We start from the raw sequence: 23493 nt of genomic DNA, 5'->3' as shown, positions 1-23493 counted from the left end.
TACAAGGTACCTAGTTCATGTGACAAAATACAGCGTTTTGAAAGAATAGTTGACGCTTAGTTTCTCAGCTAAGAGCCGTTGGATTGGCCCGAAAAACTTTGCACTTTAGTTACTGTCAGGAATCGAGTCTGCTTTGGGCTTTCTGAATTCCAGCGTCGTATCCACCGGCGATTCGGTCGGACCTTTGTCCTTCTTGCCGAAAATGGAGACATTTACGTACCGCTTGGGGTGCTCACGCAGATTGGCCAACAACTGGTTCATGCTGATGATCGTGTAGTTCAGGTTGTTGTAGAGCTTGTCATCGTTGAGCAGTTTGCTGGCGGTACCCTCTCCTGATCCGACAGAAGCGACCAGTTGCTCCATTTGGCCCACCAGCTGATTGGCCCGGTTGACGGTTTCGCCCAGGCGGAGTGCTTTCAATGAGTCGGCAAAGCTGTCCGCTTTGGCCAGTAGGGGCCCTACTTGCTTTTCGGTTTCAACCAGTGATCCCGACAGCTGGCTGAGGTTGGTAATCAGGGCCGATAGATCCTTTTGATTCCGTTCCAGTGTGTTACGCAGCACCGTTCCGGTTTGGTCGTAGTTGCGCAGCACCTGATTGAGGATTGCGCCCGTTTCCCGGAAACCCTGTGTAACCGCATTGAGGTTACGTACCAGTGAATCGGCTTTATCCATGACGGGCAGCGTTTTGGCCTGTAGAAGCGCAGAAATCCCTGCTTCTTTCAGGCCCTGCAATGTGTCGCCGTTTTCCAATTGTGCTCCGGTCGGGCTTATTTGCAGTCGAATGGCTTTATCCCCCAGCAGTCCCCCATCGGCCAGAACCGCCTGGGTACCTTGCCGGAGTATGATGTCGTTCCTGACTTCCATTGCCACCAGCAGCTGGTTGTTGCGGTCCTGCTGGATTTTGATGCTTTGAACACGACCTACCGATAATCCGTTCAGGGTCACCGGATTGGAGGAAGTCAATCCGTCGACATTATCATACACGACGAAGTAAGTATTGGTGCGGGAAAAGAGGTCAGATCCTTTGAGGAAATTAAAGCCGAAATAGAGCATTGCCACCGTAATAATGGATAGAATCCCTACTTTCAACTCCTTGGAAACTTTCATGGATAGAAATCGTGATGAAGAAATCGTTCGTTTTTTCTACGAAAATACCACTAATATCGTTCCATGTCCTTACGGTATTGTTTAAACGCACTAAAAACGGCCTGGGCTACTTCGTCCTGTCCGTCGCTTGAGTTGAGGTACGCTTCTTCGGTAGGATTGCTCAAAAAGCCTGTCTCCACCAGTACGCTAGGCATGTTGGTACGCCAGAGCACCAGAAATCCGGCCTGTTTCACGCCCCGGCTCTTCCGTTCCGAGAGGGTTCTGAACTGCCGCTCGACCTGCCCGGCAAACCGTAAACTGCTACTGAGGAAGGCACTTTGGTAATTGGCCAGCATGATGTGGGATAGTGGAGAGGTAGGATCGTAGCCCTTGTACTTTTCCTTGTAGTCTTTCTCCTTCAGAATAACCGAGTTTTCCCGTTTGGCTACTTCCAGGTTTCCCGCCGATTTGTGAAGCCCCATCACGTAGGTCTCGGTGCCCAGCGCCCGGCTCGAGCTAGGGCTTGAATTGCAATGAATGGAGATGAACAGATCGGCCCGGTTGCGGTTGGCGTAGGCCGAGCGCTCGTCCAGCTCCACAAAAACATCGGAGGTACGGGTATAGAGTACCTTCACTTCGGGCATTTCGGCTTTGATTTTCTTGCCCAGCGCCAGGGCGATTTTGAGGGTGGTGCGGGATTCGCGGGCGGTTTTGCCTCGGGTACCTGAGTCGTGGCCGCCGTGGCCCGCGTCGATGACGACCACATCGACAAGTCCGGGGTTATTTTCTGATACGGGTTCTTGTTGAAAAGCAAAGGCCAGGCTTGCTGCCAGACAACCCGCTGCACCTGCGATTTTAAGAACTTTTAACATTATTTTTGGGTTCGTGCGTTACTCCATAGTGGTTTCTCCACTAATTTTGACATCCTTATTATTTGCAAAAATAGTCTATTTGTTACAACTGAAAAAAAATCGGTTTAGTATATGGCTGTGCTTCTGGGCATTTCTGCTCGGGGGATGCGTAACCACACAGCAACAATCGGGCCGATCAGCCCGCCAAGCCCGCAGTGTGGCAAAGGCGGATACCCTGGCCGCGATTCAGCCCGCTATTGCCCCCGATTCAGTTGCTTCCGACACCCTTACTCCAACCGATACTACGGCCCTGCGCAATGGTATCAGCGTCGCCCTGAACGATTCCTTGAGCATGGTCCGTGACTCGCTTCTGCGCGACTCGCTGGCCAAAGAAAGCGACCTGCAATCGACGGTCGAGTACCAATCCCAGGACTCCACTATTATGGATGTGGATGGCAAGCAGGTACACCTGTACGGCGACGCCGAGGTGAAGTACGGTACCATCCAGCTCAAAGCCGACTACATCCGTATCGACTGGACTACGAATGAGATTTTTGCCAAGGGTACCTACGACTCCACCACCAAGAAAACCATCGGCGACCCCATCTTTCAGGATGGCCCCGAAAGCTACAATACCCGCGAACTGCGCTACAACTACAAAACTAAGAAGGGCTTCATCCGTGAGATAATAACCCAGCAGGGCGAGGGTAACATCCGGGGCGATCAGGTCAAAAAGGACGACGAAGGGAATCTGTACATCAAGGGGGCTATCTACACGACCTGCAACCTCACCCATCCGCACTTTTATATCAATGCCCCCAAGATCAAGCTGATCGATAACAAACAGGTCGTGTCGGGGCCTTTTAATCTGGTGATTGCCGATGTACCCCTACCCGTGGGTCTGCCGTTCGGTTTCTTTCCTTTTCCCAAGAAAAAAGAGATCGGCACTTCCGGAATTATCTTCCCAGCCTATGGCGAAGAGCCCAACGGACGTGGCTTTTTTCTGCGTGACGGGGGCTACTACTTTGCTGTCAGTGAACGCTTCAACGCAACCGTAACCGGGCAAATCTACTCCACCGGTAGCTGGGGGCTGGGCGTCAGCTCGGTTTATACCAAGCGTTACCGCTACAACGGTAACGTGGCCCTGCGCTTCAACCGTAACAAATCAGGCGATGAGATTGACAAATTACTCAATCGACCGGGTCGCAATGATTTTAGCGTCATCTGGTCGCACGCGCCGGTCCCGCGGGGTAACTCCACGTTCTCGGCCAACGTGAACGTGACCAGCAATAGCTTCAACCAGTACAATGCGCTGGACAATCAGCGCTATATTTCCAATGTGGCCAGTTCGTCGGTGCAGTACAACCGTACCTTCGGGCAGTATGCCCGCGCCGGGGCGAGCCTGCGGGTCAACCAGAACTTCGGCCAGGTGGTACCTTCTACAGGACGCCGCGAAGGTGGGAAAACGGATGTCTCGACGCAGTTTAACTTCGGCATCAACCAGATCGCCCCCTTTGCTCTCAATGGCGGAAAGGGTCGCTGGTACGAGAGTTTTCGCCTGGGCCTGGACTTTAACGGCGATTATAGCGTCAATAACTCTCTTTCGGCCATCGATACCAGCTATTCAAGGCTAGGTTTTGTCGTGGTCAATTCTATTGATAGCAGCCGGGTGAGCGGCGAGCAGGTGATCGATTTTAACTTCGGCAACCTACCTACCCTACTGCGCGACGCTCAGTTTACGGGACGCTATTCGCTGCCGATTTCACTGCCCAATTTCAAGCTCCTGCGCTTCGTCAATTTTACGCCCAGCTTGTCCTTACAGGGTGAAGTATTCACCAAGCAGTACCGGTACAACTATGTAGGCAACAACCAGATTCGGATCGATACGCTCAACCAGTTCGGCAGCGAGTACAGCTATTCGTTCGGAGCCGGTATGAACACGCGTTTTTATGGTACCTTTCAGATCCAGGGCCGTCGGTTGGAAGCGATCCGCCACACGGTGATTCCGGCGATTTCGTTCAGCTACACGCCTGATTTTTCGGGAGACAACTTCGGTTTTTATCAACAGGTCAGGATCAATGAGGCGGGAGATACGCGCTTTCTGTCGCGCTACCGGGGCATTGGTAGCACCAGCAGCAATGGCAAAGCCTCGGGCGTGATTTCGTATAGTCTCAACAACTCGTTTGAGATGAAACTGCGGTCGAAAAGCGATACCGCCGACCAGCAGTTTGAGAAAGTGATGCTGCTGGACAACCTCAGTTTCGGGGGTAGCTACAACCTGATTGCCGACTCGCTGAAACTGTCGAACATTGCCATCAATGCCAACACGCAGATCGCCCGGAACCTGAACATGAACTTCAATCTGACGCTCGATCCCTATGCCTATGTGCTCGATCCGCGAAGCGCCAGCAATACGGCAGGCATCAAGATCAACGAGTTCGCGATCAAGCGCGGGCAGGGACTGGCGCGCCTGCAAAACCTGAATTTTGCGTTCAGCACCAATTTCAATCCCAAGAAAAAAGATCCCAAGACGAAGCCGGTACCCCCGAACCCACAGAATCCGCAGGCTACCCCCGAACAGCTGGAATTCATCCAGCGCAACCCCGACCTGTACGTGGATTTCGATATTCCCTGGAATATTTCGCTCAGCTACAACTTCGGACTGAGCCGGTTTGGCTTGCAAAAGGCCAGCCTCGTCCAGACCGTCAACGCCACGGGTGACCTGAGCCTGACGCCCAAGTGGAAAATCAGCCTACAGACGGGCTTCGACTTCCAGGCGCTCAGCCCGTCCATCACTACGGTGTCGCTCTACCGCGACCTGCACTGCTGGGATATGTCGTTCAACTGGACGCCCTTTGCCGGCAGCCAGTTCCGGGCCAGCAACTATTCTTTCACGCTCAAAGCCAAGTCGTCCATCCTGCAGGATTTGAAACTAACCCGCCGCCGCTCCTTCTACGATCAGAGCGGGTACTGATGCAGTTGTGGGACGGTCGGCAGACCCTTCTGCGGAATGCCACTTTTGCCTTCCGTTACTCGGGGGTACCTTCCTTACTTAAACTACTAATCCAGACAAAATTAAAAGCCTCCGCCCTGCTCGAGATTTGGAAACCTTGAGCAGGGCGGAGGCTTTCAAAAGGTACCTTAGGTACTCTACCAGAAGTACGTGTACAGGAACGTAATGGTAGCAATTACGACCAGAGCACCAATCGTGAACGAGCGGTGCGTCCTGAACATCGAGGCATCAATGGCAAGCCCTTTGTTCTGAGTGGGAGCCACAAAGCCGAGTACGACCATCACCACCACGCAGATCAAGAATACGACGCCCATGCGATCGAGGAAAGGTACGGTTTCCCAGCCGGAGAAGGGCGGAAAACCATTGTGCATACATAAGGCGATCAGGAAGCCGCCCACGATGGCGAACAGCGCTCCGGCGGAGTTGGTACGCTTCCAGAAAAAGCCCATGGCAAAGGCAGCGAATATACCGGGCGAAAGCAAGCCTGTCATTTCCTGAATGAACTGAAAACCACCTTTCTTGTCAATCCCCATGAAGGGAGCCACGACGATAGCCAGTACCATGGCGACGATCACCACCACGCGGCCCGTACGAACCAGCTGCGCTTCGGTTTTATCCTTGCCGATATAGTTCTTGAAAATGTCGAGCGTAAAAATCGTGGAGATACTGTTGGCTTTACCGGCCAATGAAGCCACTACCGCCGCCGTCAGGGCCGCAAATGACAGACCTTTCAGACCCACGGGTAACAGGTTCAGCAGCACAGGGTAGGCTTTGTCGGGCAGCAGTACGCCATCAGGACCCAGCATTTCGGTCTGGAACATTCCCCGGCTATACAGCGAGTAAGCCGCGATCCCCGGCAGTACCACGATCACGGGCATGAGCAGCTTCAAGAAAGCGGCGAAAAGAATACCGTTCCGGGCGGTCTTGAGGTCGGCCCCAAGCGCGCGCTGCGTAATGTACTGGTTGCATCCCCAATAATTTAGGTTCACGATCCACATCCCGCCGATCAGGACCGTAAGGCCGGGCAGCTGCGAGTAGAAGGGATTGCCTTTTTGAAAAATCATGTGGAAATGGTCGTCGTGGTTCTGGGTCATGGCCCTGAATCCGTCCAGCATTCCTTGCCGTCCCGCGTCGTCCGACACCAGATTGAGGGCCAGGTAGGTAGTGGCCAATCCGCCCAGCACCAGAAAAAACACCTGAATTACGTCGGTATAGCCGATTACCTTCATCCCCCCCAGCGTAATGATGATGGCAAAAATCGCCAGCGCCCACATACAGAAGTCGAAATCGAGCCCGGAAATACCAGAAACGGCCAGTGCGCCCAGGTAAAGGATCGAGGTCAGGTTGACCAGTATGTACAGCGCCAGCCAGAAAATAGCCATGATCAGGCTCACGCTCTTATTATACCGCTGCTCAAGAAACTGCGGCATGGTAAAGATGCGGTTTTTGAGGTAGATAGGCATAAAAAACACGGCTACGATGATCAGCGTGGCGGCGGCCATCCACTCGTAGGTCGATATGGCCAGCCCCATCGAAAAGCCATTGCCCGACATACCGATGAACTGCTCGGCGGAAATATTGGAAGCAATCAGTGAGGCTCCGATGGCCCACCAGGTAAGCGATCCTTCGGCCAGGAAAAAGTCGGTGGTGGAAGCCGCGGCGGATTTCTTACGGTTGTAAATCCAGTACCCGTAGCCCGCTACGATCAGGAAGTAAAAGAAAAAAACAACGTAATCCAGCGTTTGTAATTGTTGCATCGTCAGGCAGGGTTAAATGTGGTAGCAGAAGGTTGATTTTTTACGTGAAGGCGAAAGTACGTTTTTTGTGAAAATAATGCACGATTTTACGTTAATCCTACAAAATCAGCGTAAAGGGTAGGACGAAGACGGCGGTACATGACGCTGGATTTCCCCGGCTTTTCTCATGCGTTCGTAGGTGCTGGTGAACTCGCCGCCCCGGGCTACGGCGTCCAGAAGTACCCGCACATTCCTGGGGTTGGTCAGCATCAGCCAGTAGGCTACTTCCATCCCGGCGGTCATGTAGGCGAGCATGACGTGCCGCTGGTTACCCCCGAAGAATCCCTTCATCGAGCTCAGGTCATCCAGTTCCAGCACTTCCTGGGCCCCGTGCGTGAGGTACATCCATTCGTCCTTATAACTGAGGTACCGGGGCAGAGGATCGGTTTCCGGCACAAAACGGCGGTCCAGCATCAGGGCCAGGCCTTCATTGAACCACTGCGGAATCTGGGTCGTGGCTCTCCACCAGCCCAGGCGGCTGAACAATTCATCATGACACATTTCGTGGCTGATCACATCTTCATTGAGCCCGTACGGATTCAGAATGATGTACGAATCGCCCCAGGGGGTACCCAGGCTGCAACCTGCACCTTCGCTACTGTGGCAGTACTTCTGGTACTCGTCAGGATTGCTGCACAGAATGAGCGTAGCCTCGCCCATGGATTTTCCCCAGAACGCCACCACTCTGCTGCGCGCTTTCCGGATCGAGGCGTACATTTGCTGCCGCTGGGACTGGTCGATTCCGTCGCTCACGTACAGGTTTTCGCTTACTTTTTCAAAATCGGAATAGGCAATGGTCTGACAATAAAAAATGTGGGAATACAGAAAAAAATAGCTTGTGACGGCCAGTAATATCCCTATCATCAGGAATCTCAGAACCTTATAAAATCGGAAAAGGAAGGAGGAGTTATTTTTCAACAATGCCCGCTATTTCTTGTTGAAGGTAAAAGTAAGGGGTAGCTGCCGGCTGTCGGCTATCGGCTGCTGGCTTTTTTTTCCATCAAAACACCACGCATGAATTCTTGCATCATCATCGGGGCGGGTATGGCCGGGCTTACCGCCGCCCGCGAGCTGACCAACTATGGTTGGGAGGTGACTATTCTGGACAAAGGCCGGGGCGTTGGCGGGCGCATGGCCACACGGCGAATCGACCACACCCGCGCCGACCACGGGGCCCAGTACTTTTCGGTGCGCACACCCGAATTCCGGCAACTCCTGGATCAACTTACCGCTGAGGGCATTGCCGAAGCCTGGGATTTGTCAGAAGCGGGCATCGAGTACCCACGGTATTTTGGCGCCCAGGGCATGAGTACCATACCCAAATACCTGGCTCAGGGATTGAACATTGCGTTGCAGGAACGCGCTATATTGATTGAGGGCGATGAAGCCAGTTGCCGGGTCACGACCGAGTCCGGGAACACCTTCCGCGCCGATGCACTCCTGCTAACCATTCCGGCCCCTCAGGCTCTGACCCTCTTGGGAGACAGCGACCTCAACCTACCCGAAGCCGAACAAGGGGCCTTGCAAGCGATCACGTACCAGCCTTGCCTGGCGGTCATCGCCCTGTTGAATCAGCCCAGCCGCATTCCGGCCCCGGGTATGCAAATATTGGAAACGGGCGGTATAGAAAAAGTGATTGACAATCAGCAAAAAGGCATTGCACCCGAACAAGCGACCGTGACAATCCACGCTACGCCCGCTTTCAGCGTCGAACATCTGGAAGGTGATTTGCGGGCAGCCGGACAAAAACTACTGGATCAGCTCACGGAGTGGGTACCCGCCGAAAGTGTGACGGAGTACCAGGTACACCGCTGGCGGTACAGCCTCGCCGAGGTACGTCACCCGGAGGGGTACCTTGAGGTACCTATGCCCTTTCCTACGTTGCTGGGTGGCGATGGCTTTGGCATGGGGAATGTTGAGGGGGCGTTTCAGTCGGGCCGGCAGATGGCTCGGGCTTTGATCGAAGGCACGAATACCTAGACCAGCCTACGCCATCCGTACCGCCTTGGCTTTCTTCTTGGGAAACTTGCGTTTTTCCCACCAGATCACAAACCCCGTGACGGTCATGGTACCCAGGCCAATGCCACCCAGGCCGTAGAGTAGCTGAGTGAATATTCCACCATAATGCCCGAAGTGGATTTGCTCGACCGTCGCTTCGGCGTTGGCCTCGAAGTCACGATCCTCGGCATGTTCTATTTTCACTACCTCGCCATTGGCGGGGTTTATTTCTACCGAAGAGGTGTATAATCCCAGCAGACGATTGCTTTCGGGACGCGTACCGGCGATGACGACGTTACCATCGGCGGCACGGGGGTACCTGATTTGGGCGGGCGTAAAATTAGGGATCGCTTTTTCGGCAATCTGCAAACTACTGGCCAGCGAAAGCCGGGTATAATCAGGCGCAACGGATTCAGCTGGGGTACCTTCGGGCCGGGCCGCAGCCGGTGGCGGGCCATCGAACATCCGCTCCACTTTCTCCCAGTGCATGAAGCTTCCCGTAACCCCCATCAGCAACAGGAAAAGGAAACTTAACACACCCACCAGTTTGTGCAAATCGGAGTTGGCAAGGTAGGTGTTGCGGTTACGCACGCCAATCTTAAATACTGACAAAAGCGACGCACGGTAGTACCATACGCCCGTCAATACCAGCAGAACCAGCGCAATGCCCACTACCAGCAGAATCGCGTGACCTGTTGCTCCCAGCGTGAGGTGTTCGTGGACGTGTAGTATCTGCTTCATCAATGTCTCGTTGGGTTCGCGCTGCCCCAGCACTGCGCCAGTCGCGGGGTCTTGGTACACCCACCAGTTTTTGCCATCCTGCCGGAGCTGCGTCATCGGCGCACGGTCGGATGCGTCGGGGTATAAAATGGTATTGTTAAGCGAGGCATCGGGATACTTCTGAACCAACGCCGTCACCAACTGATCGGCCGAAAGGCGCGGCCCTTCGGCGCTTACCTTGACCATTTCGGCATTGGTGGCGGTATCTATTTCGTCATTGAAAAGCAGGAGGGTACCCGTACTACTCAGCATCAGAATAAACAGGCCGGCGATCAACCCGCACCATTTGTGAACAGCATAGACAAGGTTGTCGAGGTCGGAAGCTTTGGCCATGTATTTTATAGAAAATTGATTTTTAGCAGATCGAAAGCGCAAAAATAGAGAATGAAATCACTTGTCAAAGGTTTCACGCTCTATTTCTTAGAATCTTTCTAAATAATTAGTGGTACGTACAGAAAATATGGCTCTTCTTACTCCATAACCTTCACAAAATGAACGACCTGCCCACCACCCGCTGCCAAATTGGCTTCGATGGAATCGGTAGCGGTTACGGTACGTTCCGTTTTGTCCAGCTGGTTTGGATGGGTAGCCACGTCTTTCGCATCGGCGTATAGCGTCGCGCGGTACTTGCCCTGTCCCAGAAAAGTAAGCGGAATCGTGATTTTACGCGCTTTGGTGTTATTGATCGTACCCATGTACCATTCTGTACCTTTTCGCCGGGCGGTCGTTACGTGTTCACCCACTTCCGCCAGGGGTACCTTGGTTTCGTCCCAGGTGGTGGGTATTTTTTGTAAAAAATCGAAACCGGGCTGTTTCAGATACGCCTCGGGGTAGTCGGCCACCATGGCCAGGTAACTCTCGAGTACCACGTACATCGCCAGCATGTGGGCGCGCGTACCGGCCATCAGTGGGCGGGTAAACTGCGTGTGGAACTGCGCCGGAGGTACCGCCCGAAAGCCGCCGAGGTGGTAGTCGGTGGGCCCGGCCAGTACCCGCGTGAACGGCATGTCGATGTCGTGGTCGGGACTCAGGCCCTGCGGATTCCACTTGTTCACTTCGTAGTTGTAGGTACCCTCGCGGGTTAGTTCATTCGGGAAGGTACGGCTCAGACCGGTGGGTTTGAACGAGCCGTGAAATTGGATGAACAATTTGTGCCGGGCGGCGGCCTGCAGAATTTCTTCCTGAATATTGACCATTTCCTGGTCGTCACGGTCCATGAAATCCACCATCATGCCCTTGATGCCCCATTTCTCAAACTGCGTGAAGGCGTCTTCCAGTTGTTGGTACAGCGCCTGCCAGTGAATCCAGACGTGAATTCCCACGCCCCGCTGCTTGGCGTAGTCGCATACCTGCTGCATGTCCAGCGTAGCCACGGTGCGCGTCACGTCGGTGTTGGGACCCACCATGCCGTAGCCCGCCGCATCGCTGATGTACCACGGAAAACCGCCGTAACCGATCACGGAATGGTAGTCGATGCCGTTGTCGGCGCAGAAGTCGATGTAGTATTTATTGGTTTCGAAATTGATACCCGGTGCGAAAGTCGTGTCGGGGATGATGTCGCCGTTCCACCAGTGGAAGGACGTTTTACCCGGCTTCAGCCACGAAAAATCCTGTTTGATTTTCGAGTCGGCCAGGGCCGTAATCATGTTGGACTCCATCAGCTCGCCGATGCGGTCGCTGATCATCATCACCCGCCACGGACTTTTATGGGGTAGGTTGGCTTTGACTTTGATTTCGTTTTGCCCCGGCAACGGCGACAGTTGTGTGACAAGGTACCCCTCTTTTTTCTTTAGGTACATGCCCGCGTAGTTACGCAGATTGGCTTCGGTGATCGCCAGGTACGTTTTATTCGGATACTCGAACAGCGCGGGCATATCCATCAGCGTGTCGTTTTTGACTTCGCTGAGGGGCATTTTTTGGTAGTAATGCTCGTGCGAACTGGTGTAGGTACCCAGCAACATGGCGCGGATTTTGGGATTGCCTTTGATGTTGAAGGTACTCCGCTCCTCCGTCATTTCGTAGGAAGCCCAGTTGCTCTGCGGCGGAAATTCGTAGCGAAACGCCACGCCTTCGTTGAACACCCGCACCACCAGATCGACCTGCCGCCCCGCGCCCGACCGTTCCATGAGCGGAATGGAAATGGCCTTGCTATAACTGAATACGTACTTCGTTTTGCCGACTACCAGATCGTAGTTTTCCTCGGCGTTCCAGTAGGTAGGGGTACCCATCCGGAGTTTTTCGCCAAAGGTACCCCCCTCCTTGAAATCCAGCCCCAAAGTCGATTCGCCGATGAGTTCGGTGCCTTTGTACTGCACTTTGTAGGTAGGTACGTCGCGGATCAGGTTGAACGAAAACGTAATGTTTCCGTTGGGGGATTTGAGCTGAATTTCCTTTTGGGCGTGGACAAGGGTGTGGGAAATGAAAAGGAGAAAGAGTAGAGATTTTGAAAATTGCATAGGGAAGCGATTGTACAGAGATAGGCTTGATTGAACGGCCAAAGATAGCCATTCGCTATGGCAAGACACAACCCACTTGCCTTCTTCCGCTTTATCGTGAACAATTCGTAACTTAGGGCAAAAATGCAATAATCATGGAAACGAAGACCAAATCCATCAGCGGCATCGAGTTTGTCCGTCATTTGATGAACGTCAAAGAACAGGCTCAGCGCGAGGCAGAGGAGAAATACCAGAATGATCCCGAGCTACGGTCGGTTATTGATGAACTGAAAAAAGTCAATGGAAAGCGAAAAGTCGAGTAGTGCTTATCAATATGTCGCCGTAGGTGGGGACTGCAACTCCTATTTTTTCACGACAATTACTGACATAGTTTACGAAATTAAGTTCGTTCCCTCCTCCGAATACTTTAACGCTTACATGGATTTGGGCGCGGAAGTGTTTGAGATGACCATCTCGATTGCCGACAATCCGACTGGTGGACGCCTTACCGCTGATGAGCGGGTAGCGCCTACTATATTTGCCATTTTTGAAGATTTCTTCCTGATCCAGCGGCACGTTATCGTGTTCATCTGCGATTCTACGGATGGAAGGGGCAAAGCACGGCACCGTAAATTCGGCCATTGGTTTCATGACCAAAATCCCAGCACCGATATCCTGGCCAAATTCGATCGTTTCGTTGTGGACGGCAGCCACCGCATTTATCTTTCGATGATTCTGAGCCGCCTGCATCCGAACGCCAGCCGGATTGTAGAGATATTTATGTGGATGGGAGAAGAGGGGAAGTAAGGTAGACACTTGGGGAAATGCATGAATATGGGTTTTATTAAAACGCCTACTCTTCATTCACAAATGCCTTCGCTCTGAATCCTTTCACGACATTTAGCCACAACATATCGCGTTCCTCACGAGTCGAGGAGCGGAATATTGGCATATTCTTATCATTTTTCTCCTCAAAAAGGCTGATTTCTTTTCCTTTTAAAACACCATTCTGTACACCTAGCATCGACTCAGTCCAATCGCAGGGGCGAACTACAATGGGAACCACCGTTTTTCCCATTTCCAAAGCACGGGGCACTTCGGTTTTCATGATATAGCCCGTGTTCAGGAAGTCAACGCTGATGAGGCAGACCATAATGTCGCACTCGTCGATTTTGCGCTTCAATTCCGAATCCCATTCTCCTCCCAGTGACAACTGACGGTCGTCGAAAGTAGATACCTTATTTTCGTGAATCAGTGTGACCAGATGCTTTTTCAATTCATCCTTATACAGTTCATCATGCTGGGAATAAGAAATAAAGATTTTTTTCATAGTGATTTTTTCATTTGGTAGATACAATTTGAAATCGCCCCGGCGGTACACGTAATTATCGTAAAACACAAGATAGCTTTCTCTTTGGTTTTCAAAGGTACCCTTATACCCACTTTCAGCTATTCTGGCTTTCGCTCCGTCCAGTACGTTAAAAGGAATATACTCCCCATTCGGGGCCATCACCAACTTGGTGTACTCATAGTACTTGATGGTCTTCTCAATATTCTTTATGATGTCCTGCACAAACACATCCTCTACCTGTTCTTTGGCGTAGCGGCTCAATGTGATCGTGGGTTTGGATACCTCATCTTTGCTATTTTCGCTGGGTAGTGGGAGTTGAAATTCAAGCAAGAGGAATCGTTTGGTGGTTTCCTTTTCGTTGTACAACACCACTTTGTTTTTCCACATCACGTATTTCCAACCTGCCTCGGGCAGCACTTGTGGAGGAGAATCTGCCGGGCTCCCAACTTCCACAACTTCTTCGGATTGTTGAGATTGTAGCAGGAAATCATAACAACTTCCGATAAGCTCCGCCAGAATATTACTATGAAAGTAATTCTCAAAAGAGTACTTGACCATTGGAGCATCAAAGCCGCCCAGAAAGAGAGCATCGACGCTCTTTGGTACCAACGGTTTAAGGTATTGAGGCACCACGTAACGGTCTGGTTGATCCTTCACTACAAAGATAATTTTGTGGTGCAGCATAAAACCTAGCATATAATTTAGGTGCATTTTTGCCTTTTCTGGAAGCCAGATTTCAGCATCATATCGTTGGAAGTACCCTCCTTTTTCGTTTCTCAGCACGTTAATGTTTAGGATACTGTACATCCATTTTGTAAATATGTTGAGGTCAATAATCAGGTAATCTGTGAGTTCTGTGCGGAATGGCACTTCCTCATTAGCGTCATCATCTTGAAATTCACCTAAGTAATGGCAAGTTATCGAATAGGCGAGAAAGGTAAAAACCTCGCTAACTTCATAAGGATAGAGAAATATCTTTTCCTTTTCCGTAAGCTCATCAACACGCATCATTACCTCGCTATTCTTTTTTTGCGCTTCGATTGCGTTTTCTAGATCGACATATAGTTTGGCGCGTTTACGTTTGATACGATGCTTGCTAATTAATTGCTCAATCGATCGCTTTTCTTTTTCGCGCTGTGTTTTTCTACCTTCTTTGAGACATACGCCTAGAAAGTCGTCTACTCCATAAATTTCTATTAGTTTCTTGTTGTTGAGAGGGCGGATTTCTCCCCTTTTTCCATTATGTACATTCTGGTTGTGGACCATATATAGATTCAACGCATCCCCTTTCCAGCCCTTTTCTATATTCTCCTCCGTAGCATTATAGTCCATGAAGTATTTTACTGCCCCCAGCCAGTAGTCGATAGGATAAATGTCATCCAATTCTCCCACATCCTTGTTATGAATTCTTTCAAAAGCATCGGGCTGACCATTTCCCCATAGCAGCAGGTAAATCGCGGCTTTACTAAAAAGCGAGAAATGTACGCTGTGATAGTAGTCTTGCCCCCCAAAATCAATACTAATCACTTTTGTAGGGTCAGCATAGTCTTCATCCTGAAAATCCCAAGCTTGGATATTGACCCCATGAGTACTGCCTCGGTCGGCATTTTCCTCGCCCGTAAGTAAGTCGGCTAGTGAGGTTTTGCCAACCTGTGTGTTACCTAAAAAAATTAGTCGAGTAGTATAGATTTCTTTTGCATCATATCTGTTCAGCTTTTTCAGATATTTTTTCAGTTCCTCTCGACGCTGTTCGTCCGTAAACTTTTTGTCCAGTAAAATTCCAGTAATGAACTCATCGAAGCCATTTCCATGCGCCAGCAAATAAAAATCATCTCTTGCTTCAGCCAGCGCAGTAGGTAAGGCAATAAGTTTGTTATTAAAGACATCCAAAAAGCGCAGCTTTTCGACTGAGCCCGTCAACGGTAATTCAGTTAAGATGTTGTTGGCGACTTCCAACTGAATAAGGTTGGGAAGTGCCTTAGGCAGAATCAGCTTTGACAAAGCACAGTCCCTCAACACTACTTTTTCGAGTTGAGAACAGCCCGATAGATCGGTGGTGATCAAAGACTTGTTTCCCCGCGCATCTAAAAACTTCAAGGATGGAAGTACATTATCTATAAAATCAAGCCGGGTGAGGCTATTCCGGGCGATGTGAAGTATCTCTAGGGCAGATGTATCATTGCTCTGGAGCAGTTCCCTCAGTTCGTCATCGGTAAGTTCTGTATCAGCTAGGTGCAGCCCTAAGAGTTGTTCATTTTCATTAAGGCTATAGCGGATTACTCCACTGCTAACACGTAACTCAGCGAGTCGTTCAGGAGGTATAAACGGGGTTGCCACAAAACGAGGAGGAAGGCGTAGAAGCATAGGATTAGGCATAATTGACTCGCCTTCGGCAAGGATAAAGGGTAAAAGAATAAAAGGAAAAAGGGTAACTTTTAGTACCGGAATAGCCGAAACCCCAAGTCGTACTTCCGGTCGTCAGGTAGAACCCTGAGACGGATCAGCACCCGGGAGTTGTAATCACTGCCATTCCAAGACCCGCCACGAACCGCAGGGGTAAACTTTCCGGTTACATATTTTTCCTTGGTTTTTTCAAAGTAGTCTTTATTTATTATTTCGATGTACAGATCGGCGCACCATTCCCATACGTTTCCGTTCATGTCGTGCAAGCCCATGAGATTGGATTCTTTGAGGCCCACGGGCTGGGTTTGCCTATGGCTGTTATCAGCATACCAACCCACTTCGTCAAGTACGTGGCTACTGCTAAAATCACCATAATTATGACGCTCGACAGAGGCAACGCTCTTTGTTTCCCAGGCGTGGTTACGGGCGCAGTACTCCCACATCACTTCGGTCGGGAGGTGAAATTGCAGGTCGTCGTCGTAATGATCCTTGGTTTTCTCATTTAGAGTTTCTAAAAATTCATTTGCTTTATCCCAACTCACCTGCTCCACAGGGCGGTGCTTTCCTTTAAAATGGGAAGGGTTTTCTTTCATTACCTTTTCATAGAGCTGCTGCGTCACGGGGTACTTACCCGCATAGAAGCCGCTTTCAAAAGGTCCGTTCGGGGGTACCTCCAATTTGTTCTGGAATAAGAAAGGAGTAGTGGGCGGTTCAATCCAGATAAGTTCGGTGTAGGATAGATCAAAAAGGCTTTCGATGTTTTCAGGCATAGCAGGAAGCGGCTAGTCGTTTTTCATATTGAGGTACTTTTCACCTACCTCCTTCTCTTATCTCTTGAAGCTGTGCCAAGATAGTGAATTCTACCATTCCACGCGATATAATAGAGGGGTATGAGAGCCGACATGTTTATTTTACCCCCTATAAATCGACACGTTATGGGTTCATGTCGATTTGATCGACATATGGCTTGGGAAGGATATTTTTCAGTCACATTACTCCAACCCCTTCCGCATCACCACAAACTCCAAATCCATCTTCGGTTCCCCAAAGCGCGGATCATTCATCGGAAAAGGACGCGTTTCACCCGTGAGCGCGAAGCCGCGTCGCTCGTACCAGGCGATGAGTTCGGCGCGTTGGGAAATTACGGTCATTTCTACGGCCTGGCAGCCGAGGGAGTGGGCGTAGGTTTCGGCTTCCTGCAGGAGTTTCCTGCCGATGCCCTGAGCCTGGATTTCGGGCGAAACGGTCAGCATGCCGAGGTACATCAGGTCGCCTTTCTGTTCGAGGTAGACACAGCCGATGAGTGCATCGGTGGTTTCGTCGCGGTGAAGCAGGATAGCCGTGTTGGGCTGGGCGATGGTTTCGGCCAGGCTGGTTTCGCTGGTACGGATGCCGCCGAGCAGGTCGGCTTCGGTGGTCCAGCCTTTGCGGGAGCTATCGCCCCGGTAGGCGCTGTTGATGAGCTGGGTCAGCTCGGATAGGTCGGTGGAGGTAGCTTTTTTCAATTTTGAATGCGTGAGGGGTGCGCCCCCGCGGTGAGTGAATTGATCAGGAGTGGAAAGTTAATCCAAGTCAGTACTTATAGCAAACTCGCTTGTACAATTGCTGCCCACTGCCGCATCAGGTCGGGTACATCTTCCGGGCGCAGGCCTACGGTACTGATTGGCTCATGCACAATGGCGCGTACCACGCCCGGCCGCATGCGGATGGGTGTGGTGTCGGGGAGTAGCCGATAGTTGGTGTGCAGCGAAACGGGAACGAGGGGTATCTGCTGCTGGATGGCCATGATGAACGCGCCCTTCTGCAAAGGCAGGTGCAGTTGTGGCGGGTTCTGGGTCAGGATGCCGCCTTCGGGAAACACCATCACGCTACGGCCCGAAGCGAGGGTTTTCAGGGATTTATTCAGCGAATAAGCCCGACTGTGGCCTTTATCCCGATTGACCTGGATGTGCAGTTTAGTGAACATATAGCCGAACAGGGGTACCTTCTTCACGCCATGCTTGCCCACAAACGCGAAGTAATTATCCAGAATCACCCCCATCGTGGCGATGTCGAGGTAGGAAAAATGATTGGCACAAAACACATAGGTACCCCGCCGCGCGGGCCGAAAGCGATACTCTACCCGGAAGCGAATGCCCACCCAGGGGAAGAACAGTTTTCCCCAAAGCCGATTTACTGCATGGGCGTAGGGCTTCCAGGCTTCTTTTTGCAAGAAAAGGTAGGTGAACGGAAACAGCAACAAAAACAGCGTGACGAACCAGAAAACACACCAGACGGTATACAACAGCAAAAGAAAGCGCATAGCTCCTACCCTAGATTCACGCGATTGGAAAATTCATCCTTCAGGCGTTGGTCGTGCGTGACGACGATCAGGCTGGCGCCGATGGACTGGGACTGTTCTTTCAGAAGGGCTACTACCTTGCGGCAGTTGGTGTCGTCGAGGCTGGCGGTGGGCTCGTCGGCCAGAATCACCGCCGGTTCATTCATCAGCGACCGGGCAATGCTGGCCCGATGCTGCTCACCCTGGCTCAACTGGTGCGGCTTTTTGAACAAATGCTCGCCAAAGCCCAGTTGATCGGCCAGGTAAGCTGCTTTGTCCTTATCCTGTTTTTTATTACCCAAGTAGTTGGCCAGTAGAATATTGTCCAGTACCGTCAGCGAACTCACAAAATGCGCCCGCTGGTAGATGATCCCCAACTCCTGCGCCCGCACGCGGGCCTTTTGGCTGGCGGAAAGGGTACGCAATGCCTGCCCGTTCAACATGATTTCGCCGGACTCGGGTTGTAGTAGCAGGGCTAACAAATGCAACAAAGTAGTTTTGCCACTGCCCGATTGCCCCAGAATGAGCAGGGTGTCGCGGTCGTCGCAACGCAGGTCGGGGAAAGCGAATTTTTTGAGCGGGGAATACGAAAACGTGAGATCGTGGCTGGCGAACATGGAACAGCAAGTAAACTTTTCCGGTAAAAATAGCGAAATTTCGGCGCAGAGCGGTAATTTTTGCCGCTACAAAGCGCGGGAGATAAGGTACCCTTCGTTAATAGGACGAACCCGTCCCGTAACCTTTACTCCGCGAGCCGGGATCAAAAATCAAACAAACATGAAAGCCATTGTTTTACTTTGCGTGCTGATTCTGAGCGCTGGTACCGTCAGTGCCCAATCCCCGACCGCCATGCAGAACACCATCGAAAAAGTACGCCGCCAGTATGCCTCCGACGGCCGGGTGGCCGTTTTTCAGATTGAAGCCGACGCCCAGGGTACCCTTAAGGGCAAAACAAATATACCGGAGGCTAAGGCCGCCCTATTGGAAAAACTTAAAAACGAAGGTACCTCCTACACGGACAGCATTCAGAGCCTGCCCGCTGAGGTATTGGGCGAACAAACCTATGGCGTGGTGACGATCTCGGTGGCCAACATCCGCTCTCAGCCCCGCGACGCCGCCGAACTGGCCACTCAGGCGCTGCTGGGAATGCCGCTACAGGTACTCGACAAAGACCGGGGCTGGTACCTGGTACAAACGCCCGACCACTACATCGCCTGGGTGGATTGGGGCGGACTGCAACGCATGACCTTGACAGAATTCGAAGCCTGGGAAGCAGCCGACAAGATCATGGTACTCGCGCCTTACACTTTTTCCTATGAAAAACCCGATGCCCAGGGACAGACGGTTTCGGATCTGGTGGCGGGCGACCGGCTGAATCTGCTGGAAGAGACAACGGAGTTCTATCACGTACAGTACCCCGATGGACGCTACGCCTACGTGGCCAAAACCGACGCCCAGCCCTACCAGAAATGGCTGGAATCCCTGGCTATTTCCGAAGAAAAACTGGTAAACACCGCCAAACGCATGATGGGCCTCCCCTACCTGTGGGGCGGCACGTCGTACAAGGGGGTGGATTGCAGCGGCTTTACCAAAACCATCTACTACCTCAACGGTTGGGAGCTACCGCGCGACGCCTCCCAGCAGGTGAATACAGGCGAACTGATCGATACGGCCGATGATTTCTCGAACCTGCGGCCCGGCGATCTGCTATTTTTCGGCACCAGAGCCAGTGACCTGACCCGTGAGAAAGTGACGCACGTGGGCATGTGGATCGGGAACGACGAATTTATCCATGCCTCAGGGAAAGTCCGGATAAGTAGTATGAACGCCGAGGCACCCAACTTTGATGCCTATGAGAAAAACCGTTTTCTGCGCGCCAAGCGCCTGCTGGGCAATGCGCAGGGCATCCAACGGTTAAAGCCGGAGTTCAACTGACAGGCGATGCCGGGGCTTCAAAAGGTATTTTCCAAAAACACTATGGTACCTTTTTTGGTAGAATAGCGGGGGTACCTCTGGGCACAATTTACCGGGCAAGGGCAAATAAAGTTTTGATAAAAACGTTCATTTGAAGAAATACCCCGAACAAAACCATCAACTAGTATAATTTTGCCGGAAAGCGGCACATGGCGTATGAATACTTTTTTTGAAAAAAACCGCGGGCTGGGCATACGGGGAGCGATGCTGGCTACGCTCATGCTGTGGGGGAGCGAAGGAGCCATGGCCCAGTTCAGAAGCAGTAATTTTGTTCCCTATTCGAGTGTTTCCGTAGGCATAGGTACCTCAAGCTACTATGGCGACATGGCCGCCTATAGCCGCCCTTTTGCTTCCACATTCGGTATGCTCCGCTGGAGCGCTACGGCCAACTACACCCGGCATTTCACGCCCCGCTTCGGAGCCAGGGCGTCATTTACCTGGGCACGTATTACGGGTGATGACTTCAAAATGCAGAGTGGTGATAACGGGGTACCTGCCCTTTTTGCCCGTAACCTGCATTTCAGAAACGACCTGAAAGAATTTGCCCTGACGGGAATTTTCAAAATCATTCCCGATAGCCGCAGCTATGACCGCCGTCCGCAGTTCAGTCCGTACCTTTTTGCGGGGATAGCTGCCGTAGCGCACAATCCGGTAGCGCGGGTTCCTGACCTGGATGGCGACCGTTGGGTAAAGCTACAGCCATTGGGTACCGAAGGACAGGGTAGCCCCGGCTACGACAAGCCCTATTCGCTGGTTCAATTCGCGGTTCCGTTGGGTCTGGGCTTCCGTTATAAAATAAATGCCCGCTTCGATGTAGGCGCTGAACTAGGCTTTCGCTTTACTTCGACGGACTATCTCGACGACGTGTCGAAATACTATCCTGATCCCAATGTCCTGAAGGATGATCTGGCCCGTGCCATGTCTAATCGCTCGGCGGAGCCTACGGCGGCCCGCAAGGGAGGTGACCGTACGGCAGGACTGCAGAAGTTTCTGGCCGAACGCTACCAGATTACCGACCCAAGCGTCGATCCTTTTGTGGCCATCCAGCAGACCGATTATGCCAGCCCCGGAACGGCAAGAGGTACCCATCCCGGACGCAATGACACCTACATGACGGGAACCATCCATGTGACGTATATTCTGGGCAGCCCCATCAAATGTCCTCCGCTGAAATGAGTGGGCATTTGTTAAGTGGACAGAGGACAGAGGACAGTGGACAGTTTTTGCATGGGCGGAGTTACCTGCCGTATGGCATTCGATTCTGTTTAATTCTTTTTGTACTCCTGCTCATGGGCAGGGTAGGTGCTGCCCAGAAAATAGAAATCGGCGCAAGCGCCGGGGCTTTCAACTACAAGGGTGATATTGCCACGAGCTTCAATCCCCGCTTTCTGCGTCCGGGCGGAAGCTTGTTTTTTCGCTACAACGTGAGTCGTTCGGTAACCTTCCGGGCCGAAATGCTCATGGGCAGTATTACGGCCAATGATGCCTATAGCAAAGACCCTTTCCAGAAAGTCCGTAACCTTTCCTTCCGCACGAAGCTATCGGAAGCCAGTCTGGTTACCGAATATAATTTTCTCAACTACCAGGATCGGCGCTTTGCGCTCAACTGGACACCCTACGTTTTTGCGGGAATAGGTTATAACCGTTTTAGCCCTAATGTCCGTACTTCCGATTATCCCACCAAAGGCTGGGTGATTCCCTACGGCGTGGGCGTGAAATACCAGATCAACCGCCCCTGGAACATTGGGCTGGAATTTGGTACCCGCAAAACTTTCACCGACTTTTTGGACAACCTGGGCGGACCACCTATCTCAACGAATAAGTTGGATCAGGGCGATCCTTCTACCAAGGATACCTACTATTACATCGGTTTTTCGGTTAGCTATACCTTTTACCGAATCACTTGTCCCGAATAGTACCCCCCTAAGGCGTATGAATAAAAAAATTCTACTCGTAAGCGGTATCGGTGTACTGACGCTAGCCGCGTTATTCATTGGTTACCGACAATACACCAAATCGTTCAGCCCTGAGGCCGTTGCCGAGTACCAGCAGGGCGGACTGAACGTACGCGTGCAGTACTGTCGCCCCGCCCGCAAAGGCCGCCTTATTTTTGGACGGGAGCAGGACAATGCCCTGGTACCCTACGACCGGGTATGGCGGACGGGTGCCAACGAGGCCACGCTCATTACTTTTGCAGAAAATGTGCGGGTGGCCAACACTCCCATCGAGGCGGGTACCTACTCGCTGTGGACCATCCCCGGCCAGGCTCAATGGCAAGTGGTACTCAATGAAGAAACCGGCCAATGGGGCACTCAGTACAATGACGGCCTGGATGTGGCCCGCATTGAGGTACCCATCCGCGTGCATCCCAAGACCGTAGAAAACTTTAAGATATATTTTGAGGACCAGCCCGACGGCGCCGATATGATTCTGAGCTGGGCCCATACCGAAGCCGTCGTTCCAATCCGCCCTGACTAAGCAACCTGCCTCTCCTCCTGATTACTATTCCTTCCCTCCGTACCCCATGTTCGTTAAGGCTTTTGAAAAAGTAGATCAATTCACCCGTCCCATTCATTTTATTGCGCGCTATTACGGGGGCGATGAAATCGTACCCGGTTCGGCCACGTTGTTTTTTGTGAATGAAACGGGCGCTGCGGTCACCTGCCGTCACGTGGCCGAACAAGTTTTGAAAGGCGATGCGTATTACGCCCATTTCCTGAAATTCAAAGCAGAGTTGCGCCGCTTCGAAAAAGATAAAAACCACGCGCTACACCGGCGGCGGCTCGAGGACCAATACAAGATCACCAAGGAAACTACTATCCGCCTGCGTTCCAATTTCGTCAATGCCGTGGCGGGTTTCAGCAGTCTGACTACGCATCTGCATCCGACGCAAGACCTGGCTATCATCGAGTTTGAAGGATTTTCGACCCGGCACTACCAGAGCCATGCGTATTTTTTGCGCGATAGCCGCCAAATCCGGCCGGGACGCTCGTTGTGCCGTCTGGGGTACCCCTTTCCCGAATTCACCAACTACCGCTACAACAAAGAACTTGACGATATAGAATGGACGTCCGAAGGCCGCTTCGATACCCCAAGTTTCCCGATCGATGGGATTGTGACCCGCCAGATCGGCGATCCTACCACCAACCAGGTCGTGGGCCTGGAACTCAGTACCCCCGGCTTGCGTGGGCAAAGCGGGGGGCCACTTTTCGATACCAATGGCATCGTGTACGGCATGCAGAGTGCCACCCGGCACCTGCATCTGGGTTTTGACCAGATCAACCGGGAGGTAACCATCGACGGCAAAAAACAGCGGGTTTCCAACTATCCGTTTTTGAATGTCGGCCAGTGCGTGCACGTGGACATCATAAAAAATTTTCTTCGTGAGAAAAATGTGAAGTTTTACGAAACCGATCCCGGCGAACTTGTTGCCTAACACCAGTCGGTGATCGAATTATTTTTTCACTGAATTGTTTCTTATTCATA

At 51.9% G+C, this 23493-nt stretch carries 20 protein-coding genes; 9 read left to right on the top strand and 11 right to left on the bottom strand.

Annotated elements, in window-relative coordinates:
* Positions 1 to 105: 105 nt before the first annotated feature.
* Both GBK04_RS15215 and GBK04_RS15210 read right to left on the bottom strand, forming a co-directional pair.
* Positions 106 to 1107: an MlaD family protein gene (locus tag GBK04_RS15215; RefSeq protein ID WP_152761082.1), complete on the bottom strand. Its 1002-nt coding sequence runs from the start codon at positions 1105 to 1107 to the stop codon at positions 106 to 108.
* A 50-nt stretch (positions 1108 to 1157) separates the two neighbouring features.
* The gene (locus GBK04_RS15210) at positions 1158 to 1958 is read right to left on the bottom strand and encodes an N-acetylmuramoyl-L-alanine amidase family protein (protein ID WP_152761081.1); all 801 of its coding nucleotides are present in this window, start codon (positions 1956 to 1958) and stop codon (positions 1158 to 1160) included.
* Between the two features lie 79 nt (positions 1959 to 2037).
* Between GBK04_RS15210 and GBK04_RS15205 the strand changes: the two genes are divergently transcribed.
* On the top strand, positions 2038 to 4911 hold the full coding sequence (locus GBK04_RS15205) for a putative LPS assembly protein LptD (RefSeq protein WP_152761078.1): 2874 nt from the start codon (positions 2038 to 2040) through the stop codon (positions 4909 to 4911).
* 176 nt (positions 4912 to 5087) lie between these two features.
* Here GBK04_RS15205 and GBK04_RS15200 read toward each other — a convergent pair whose 3' ends face one another.
* A complete protein-coding gene (locus tag GBK04_RS15200; protein ID WP_152761077.1) occupies positions 5088 to 6707 on the bottom strand; it encodes a sodium:solute symporter family transporter in 1620 nt (539 codons plus the stop codon).
* Positions 6708 to 6812: 105 nt separating this feature from the next.
* Positions 6813 to 7610 carry a hypothetical protein gene (locus GBK04_RS15195; RefSeq protein WP_152761076.1) on the bottom strand — a complete coding sequence of 266 codons (798 nt, stop codon included), beginning with the start codon at positions 7608 to 7610 and terminating at the stop codon, positions 6813 to 6815.
* A gap of 150 nt (positions 7611 to 7760) precedes the next feature.
* On the opposite strand from GBK04_RS15195, the gene GBK04_RS15190 reads away from it, so the two are divergent.
* On the top strand, positions 7761 to 8726 hold the full coding sequence (locus tag GBK04_RS15190; RefSeq protein ID WP_152761075.1) for an NAD(P)/FAD-dependent oxidoreductase: 966 nt from the start codon (positions 7761 to 7763) through the stop codon (positions 8724 to 8726).
* Positions 8727 to 8732: 6 nt separating this feature from the next.
* On the opposite strand, the gene GBK04_RS15185 is transcribed toward GBK04_RS15190, so the two are convergent.
* Both GBK04_RS15185 and GBK04_RS15180 read right to left on the bottom strand, forming a co-directional pair.
* Complete coding sequence (locus tag GBK04_RS15185; protein ID WP_152761074.1) at positions 8733 to 9857, bottom strand: PepSY-associated TM helix domain-containing protein; 1125 nt, start codon at positions 9855 to 9857, stop codon at positions 8733 to 8735.
* A gap of 137 nt (positions 9858 to 9994) precedes the next feature.
* Positions 9995 to 11980: a glycoside hydrolase family 97 protein gene (locus GBK04_RS15180; protein WP_152761073.1), complete on the bottom strand. Its 1986-nt coding sequence runs from the start codon at positions 11978 to 11980 to the stop codon at positions 9995 to 9997.
* Between the two features lie 134 nt (positions 11981 to 12114).
* On the opposite strand from GBK04_RS15180, the gene GBK04_RS30665 reads away from it, so the two are divergent.
* Positions 12115 to 12282, top strand: coding sequence for a hypothetical protein (locus GBK04_RS30665; protein WP_373331003.1), 168 nt, complete (start codon positions 12115 to 12117; stop codon positions 12280 to 12282).
* Positions 12260 to 12766 (top strand): DUF6169 family protein, encoded by a 507-nt coding sequence (locus tag GBK04_RS15175; protein WP_152761072.1) that lies wholly within the window; start codon positions 12260 to 12262, stop codon positions 12764 to 12766. Before GBK04_RS30665 ends, GBK04_RS15175 begins: the two co-directional genes overlap by 23 nt.
* A gap of 46 nt (positions 12767 to 12812) precedes the next feature.
* Here the strand turns inward: GBK04_RS15175 and GBK04_RS15170 are convergent, their stop codons facing one another.
* The 5 genes from GBK04_RS15170 to GBK04_RS15150 form a co-directional block, all read right to left on the bottom strand.
* Positions 12813 to 15674, bottom strand: coding sequence for a TIR domain-containing protein (locus GBK04_RS15170; RefSeq protein ID WP_373331002.1), 2862 nt, complete (start codon positions 15672 to 15674; stop codon positions 12813 to 12815).
* 71 nt (positions 15675 to 15745) lie between these two features.
* Entirely contained in the window at positions 15746 to 16483 is a 738-nt protein-coding gene (locus GBK04_RS15165; RefSeq protein WP_152761069.1) for a formylglycine-generating enzyme family protein, read from the bottom strand.
* Positions 16484 to 16705: 222 nt separating this feature from the next.
* Positions 16706 to 17218, bottom strand: a complete 513-nt coding sequence (locus GBK04_RS15160) for a GNAT family N-acetyltransferase (RefSeq protein WP_152761067.1) — start codon at positions 17216 to 17218, stop codon at positions 16706 to 16708.
* A 74-nt stretch (positions 17219 to 17292) separates the two neighbouring features.
* Positions 17293 to 18015 carry a lysophospholipid acyltransferase family protein gene (locus GBK04_RS15155; protein ID WP_152761065.1) on the bottom strand — a complete coding sequence of 241 codons (723 nt, stop codon included), beginning with the start codon at positions 18013 to 18015 and terminating at the stop codon, positions 17293 to 17295.
* Between the two features lie 5 nt (positions 18016 to 18020).
* Entirely contained in the window at positions 18021 to 18650 is a 630-nt protein-coding gene (locus GBK04_RS15150; RefSeq protein ID WP_152761063.1) for an ABC transporter ATP-binding protein, read from the bottom strand.
* 160 nt (positions 18651 to 18810) lie between these two features.
* On the opposite strand from GBK04_RS15150, the gene GBK04_RS15145 reads away from it, so the two are divergent.
* From GBK04_RS15145 to GBK04_RS15125, 5 genes are all read left to right on the top strand, one after another.
* Complete coding sequence (locus tag GBK04_RS15145; RefSeq protein WP_152761061.1) at positions 18811 to 19968, top strand: C40 family peptidase; 1158 nt, start codon at positions 18811 to 18813, stop codon at positions 19966 to 19968.
* A gap of 195 nt (positions 19969 to 20163) precedes the next feature.
* Positions 20164 to 21183 carry a DUF6089 family protein gene (locus GBK04_RS15140; RefSeq protein ID WP_373331001.1) on the top strand — a complete coding sequence of 340 codons (1020 nt, stop codon included), beginning with the start codon at positions 20164 to 20166 and terminating at the stop codon, positions 21181 to 21183.
* Positions 21165 to 21923, top strand: coding sequence for a type IX secretion system protein PorG (gene porG / locus GBK04_RS15135; RefSeq protein ID WP_373331000.1), 759 nt, complete (start codon positions 21165 to 21167; stop codon positions 21921 to 21923). The genes GBK04_RS15140 and porG overlap by 19 nt, the downstream gene beginning before the upstream one ends.
* A gap of 16 nt (positions 21924 to 21939) precedes the next feature.
* Entirely contained in the window at positions 21940 to 22485 is a 546-nt protein-coding gene (locus GBK04_RS15130) for a DUF2911 domain-containing protein (protein ID WP_152761057.1), read from the top strand.
* A 46-nt stretch (positions 22486 to 22531) separates the two neighbouring features.
* On the top strand, positions 22532 to 23443 hold the full coding sequence (locus tag GBK04_RS15125; RefSeq protein WP_152761055.1) for a trypsin-like peptidase domain-containing protein: 912 nt from the start codon (positions 22532 to 22534) through the stop codon (positions 23441 to 23443).
* The last annotated feature ends 50 nt before the right edge of the window (positions 23444 to 23493 follow it).

It is taken from the genome of Salmonirosea aquatica (assembly GCF_009296315.1).
Taxonomy (GTDB): domain Bacteria; phylum Bacteroidota; class Bacteroidia; order Cytophagales; family Spirosomataceae; genus Salmonirosea; species Salmonirosea aquatica.
This window is presented reverse-complemented; position numbering and strand designations above follow the sequence as displayed.

Bases quoted from the DNA above. Each gene is read 5' to 3' on its own strand.
- GBK04_RS15150 (WP_152761063.1), bottom strand. From the start codon at position 18,650: ATGTTCGCCAGCCACGATCTCACGTTTTCGTATTCCCCGCTCAAAAAA.
- GBK04_RS15155 (WP_152761065.1), bottom strand. From the start codon at position 18,015: ATGCGCTTTCTTTTGCTGTTGTATACCGTCTGGTGTGTTTTCTGGTTC.
- GBK04_RS30665 (WP_373331003.1), top strand. From the start codon at position 12,115: ATGGAAACGAAGACCAAATCCATCAGCGGCATCGAGTTTGTCCGTCAT.
- GBK04_RS15200 (WP_152761077.1), bottom strand. From the start codon at position 6,707: ATGCAACAATTACAAACGCTGGATTACGTTGTTTTTTTCTTTTACTTC.
- porG (WP_373331000.1), top strand. From the start codon at position 21,165: ATGTCCTCCGCTGAAATGAGTGGGCATTTGTTAAGTGGACAGAGGACA.
- GBK04_RS15140 (WP_373331001.1), top strand. From the start codon at position 20,164: ATGAATACTTTTTTTGAAAAAAACCGCGGGCTGGGCATACGGGGAGCG.
- GBK04_RS15180 (WP_152761073.1), bottom strand. From the start codon at position 11,980: ATGCAATTTTCAAAATCTCTACTCTTTCTCCTTTTCATTTCCCACACC.
- GBK04_RS15175 (WP_152761072.1), top strand. From the start codon at position 12,260: ATGGAAAGCGAAAAGTCGAGTAGTGCTTATCAATATGTCGCCGTAGGT.
- GBK04_RS15170 (WP_373331002.1), bottom strand. From the start codon at position 15,674: ATGCTTCTACGCCTTCCTCCTCGTTTTGTGGCAACCCCGTTTATACCT.
- GBK04_RS15145 (WP_152761061.1), top strand. From the start codon at position 18,811: ATGAAAGCCATTGTTTTACTTTGCGTGCTGATTCTGAGCGCTGGTACC.
- GBK04_RS15130 (WP_152761057.1), top strand. From the start codon at position 21,940: ATGAATAAAAAAATTCTACTCGTAAGCGGTATCGGTGTACTGACGCTA.
- GBK04_RS15125 (WP_152761055.1), top strand. From the start codon at position 22,532: ATGTTCGTTAAGGCTTTTGAAAAAGTAGATCAATTCACCCGTCCCATT.
- GBK04_RS15165 (WP_152761069.1), bottom strand. From the start codon at position 16,483: ATGCCTGAAAACATCGAAAGCCTTTTTGATCTATCCTACACCGAACTT.
- GBK04_RS15210 (WP_152761081.1), bottom strand. From the start codon at position 1,958: ATGTTAAAAGTTCTTAAAATCGCAGGTGCAGCGGGTTGTCTGGCAGCA.
- GBK04_RS15215 (WP_152761082.1), bottom strand. From the start codon at position 1,107: ATGAAAGTTTCCAAGGAGTTGAAAGTAGGGATTCTATCCATTATTACG.
- GBK04_RS15195 (WP_152761076.1), bottom strand. From the start codon at position 7,610: ATGATAGGGATATTACTGGCCGTCACAAGCTATTTTTTTCTGTATTCC.
- GBK04_RS15185 (WP_152761074.1), bottom strand. From the start codon at position 9,857: ATGGCCAAAGCTTCCGACCTCGACAACCTTGTCTATGCTGTTCACAAA.
- GBK04_RS15190 (WP_152761075.1), top strand. From the start codon at position 7,761: ATGAATTCTTGCATCATCATCGGGGCGGGTATGGCCGGGCTTACCGCC.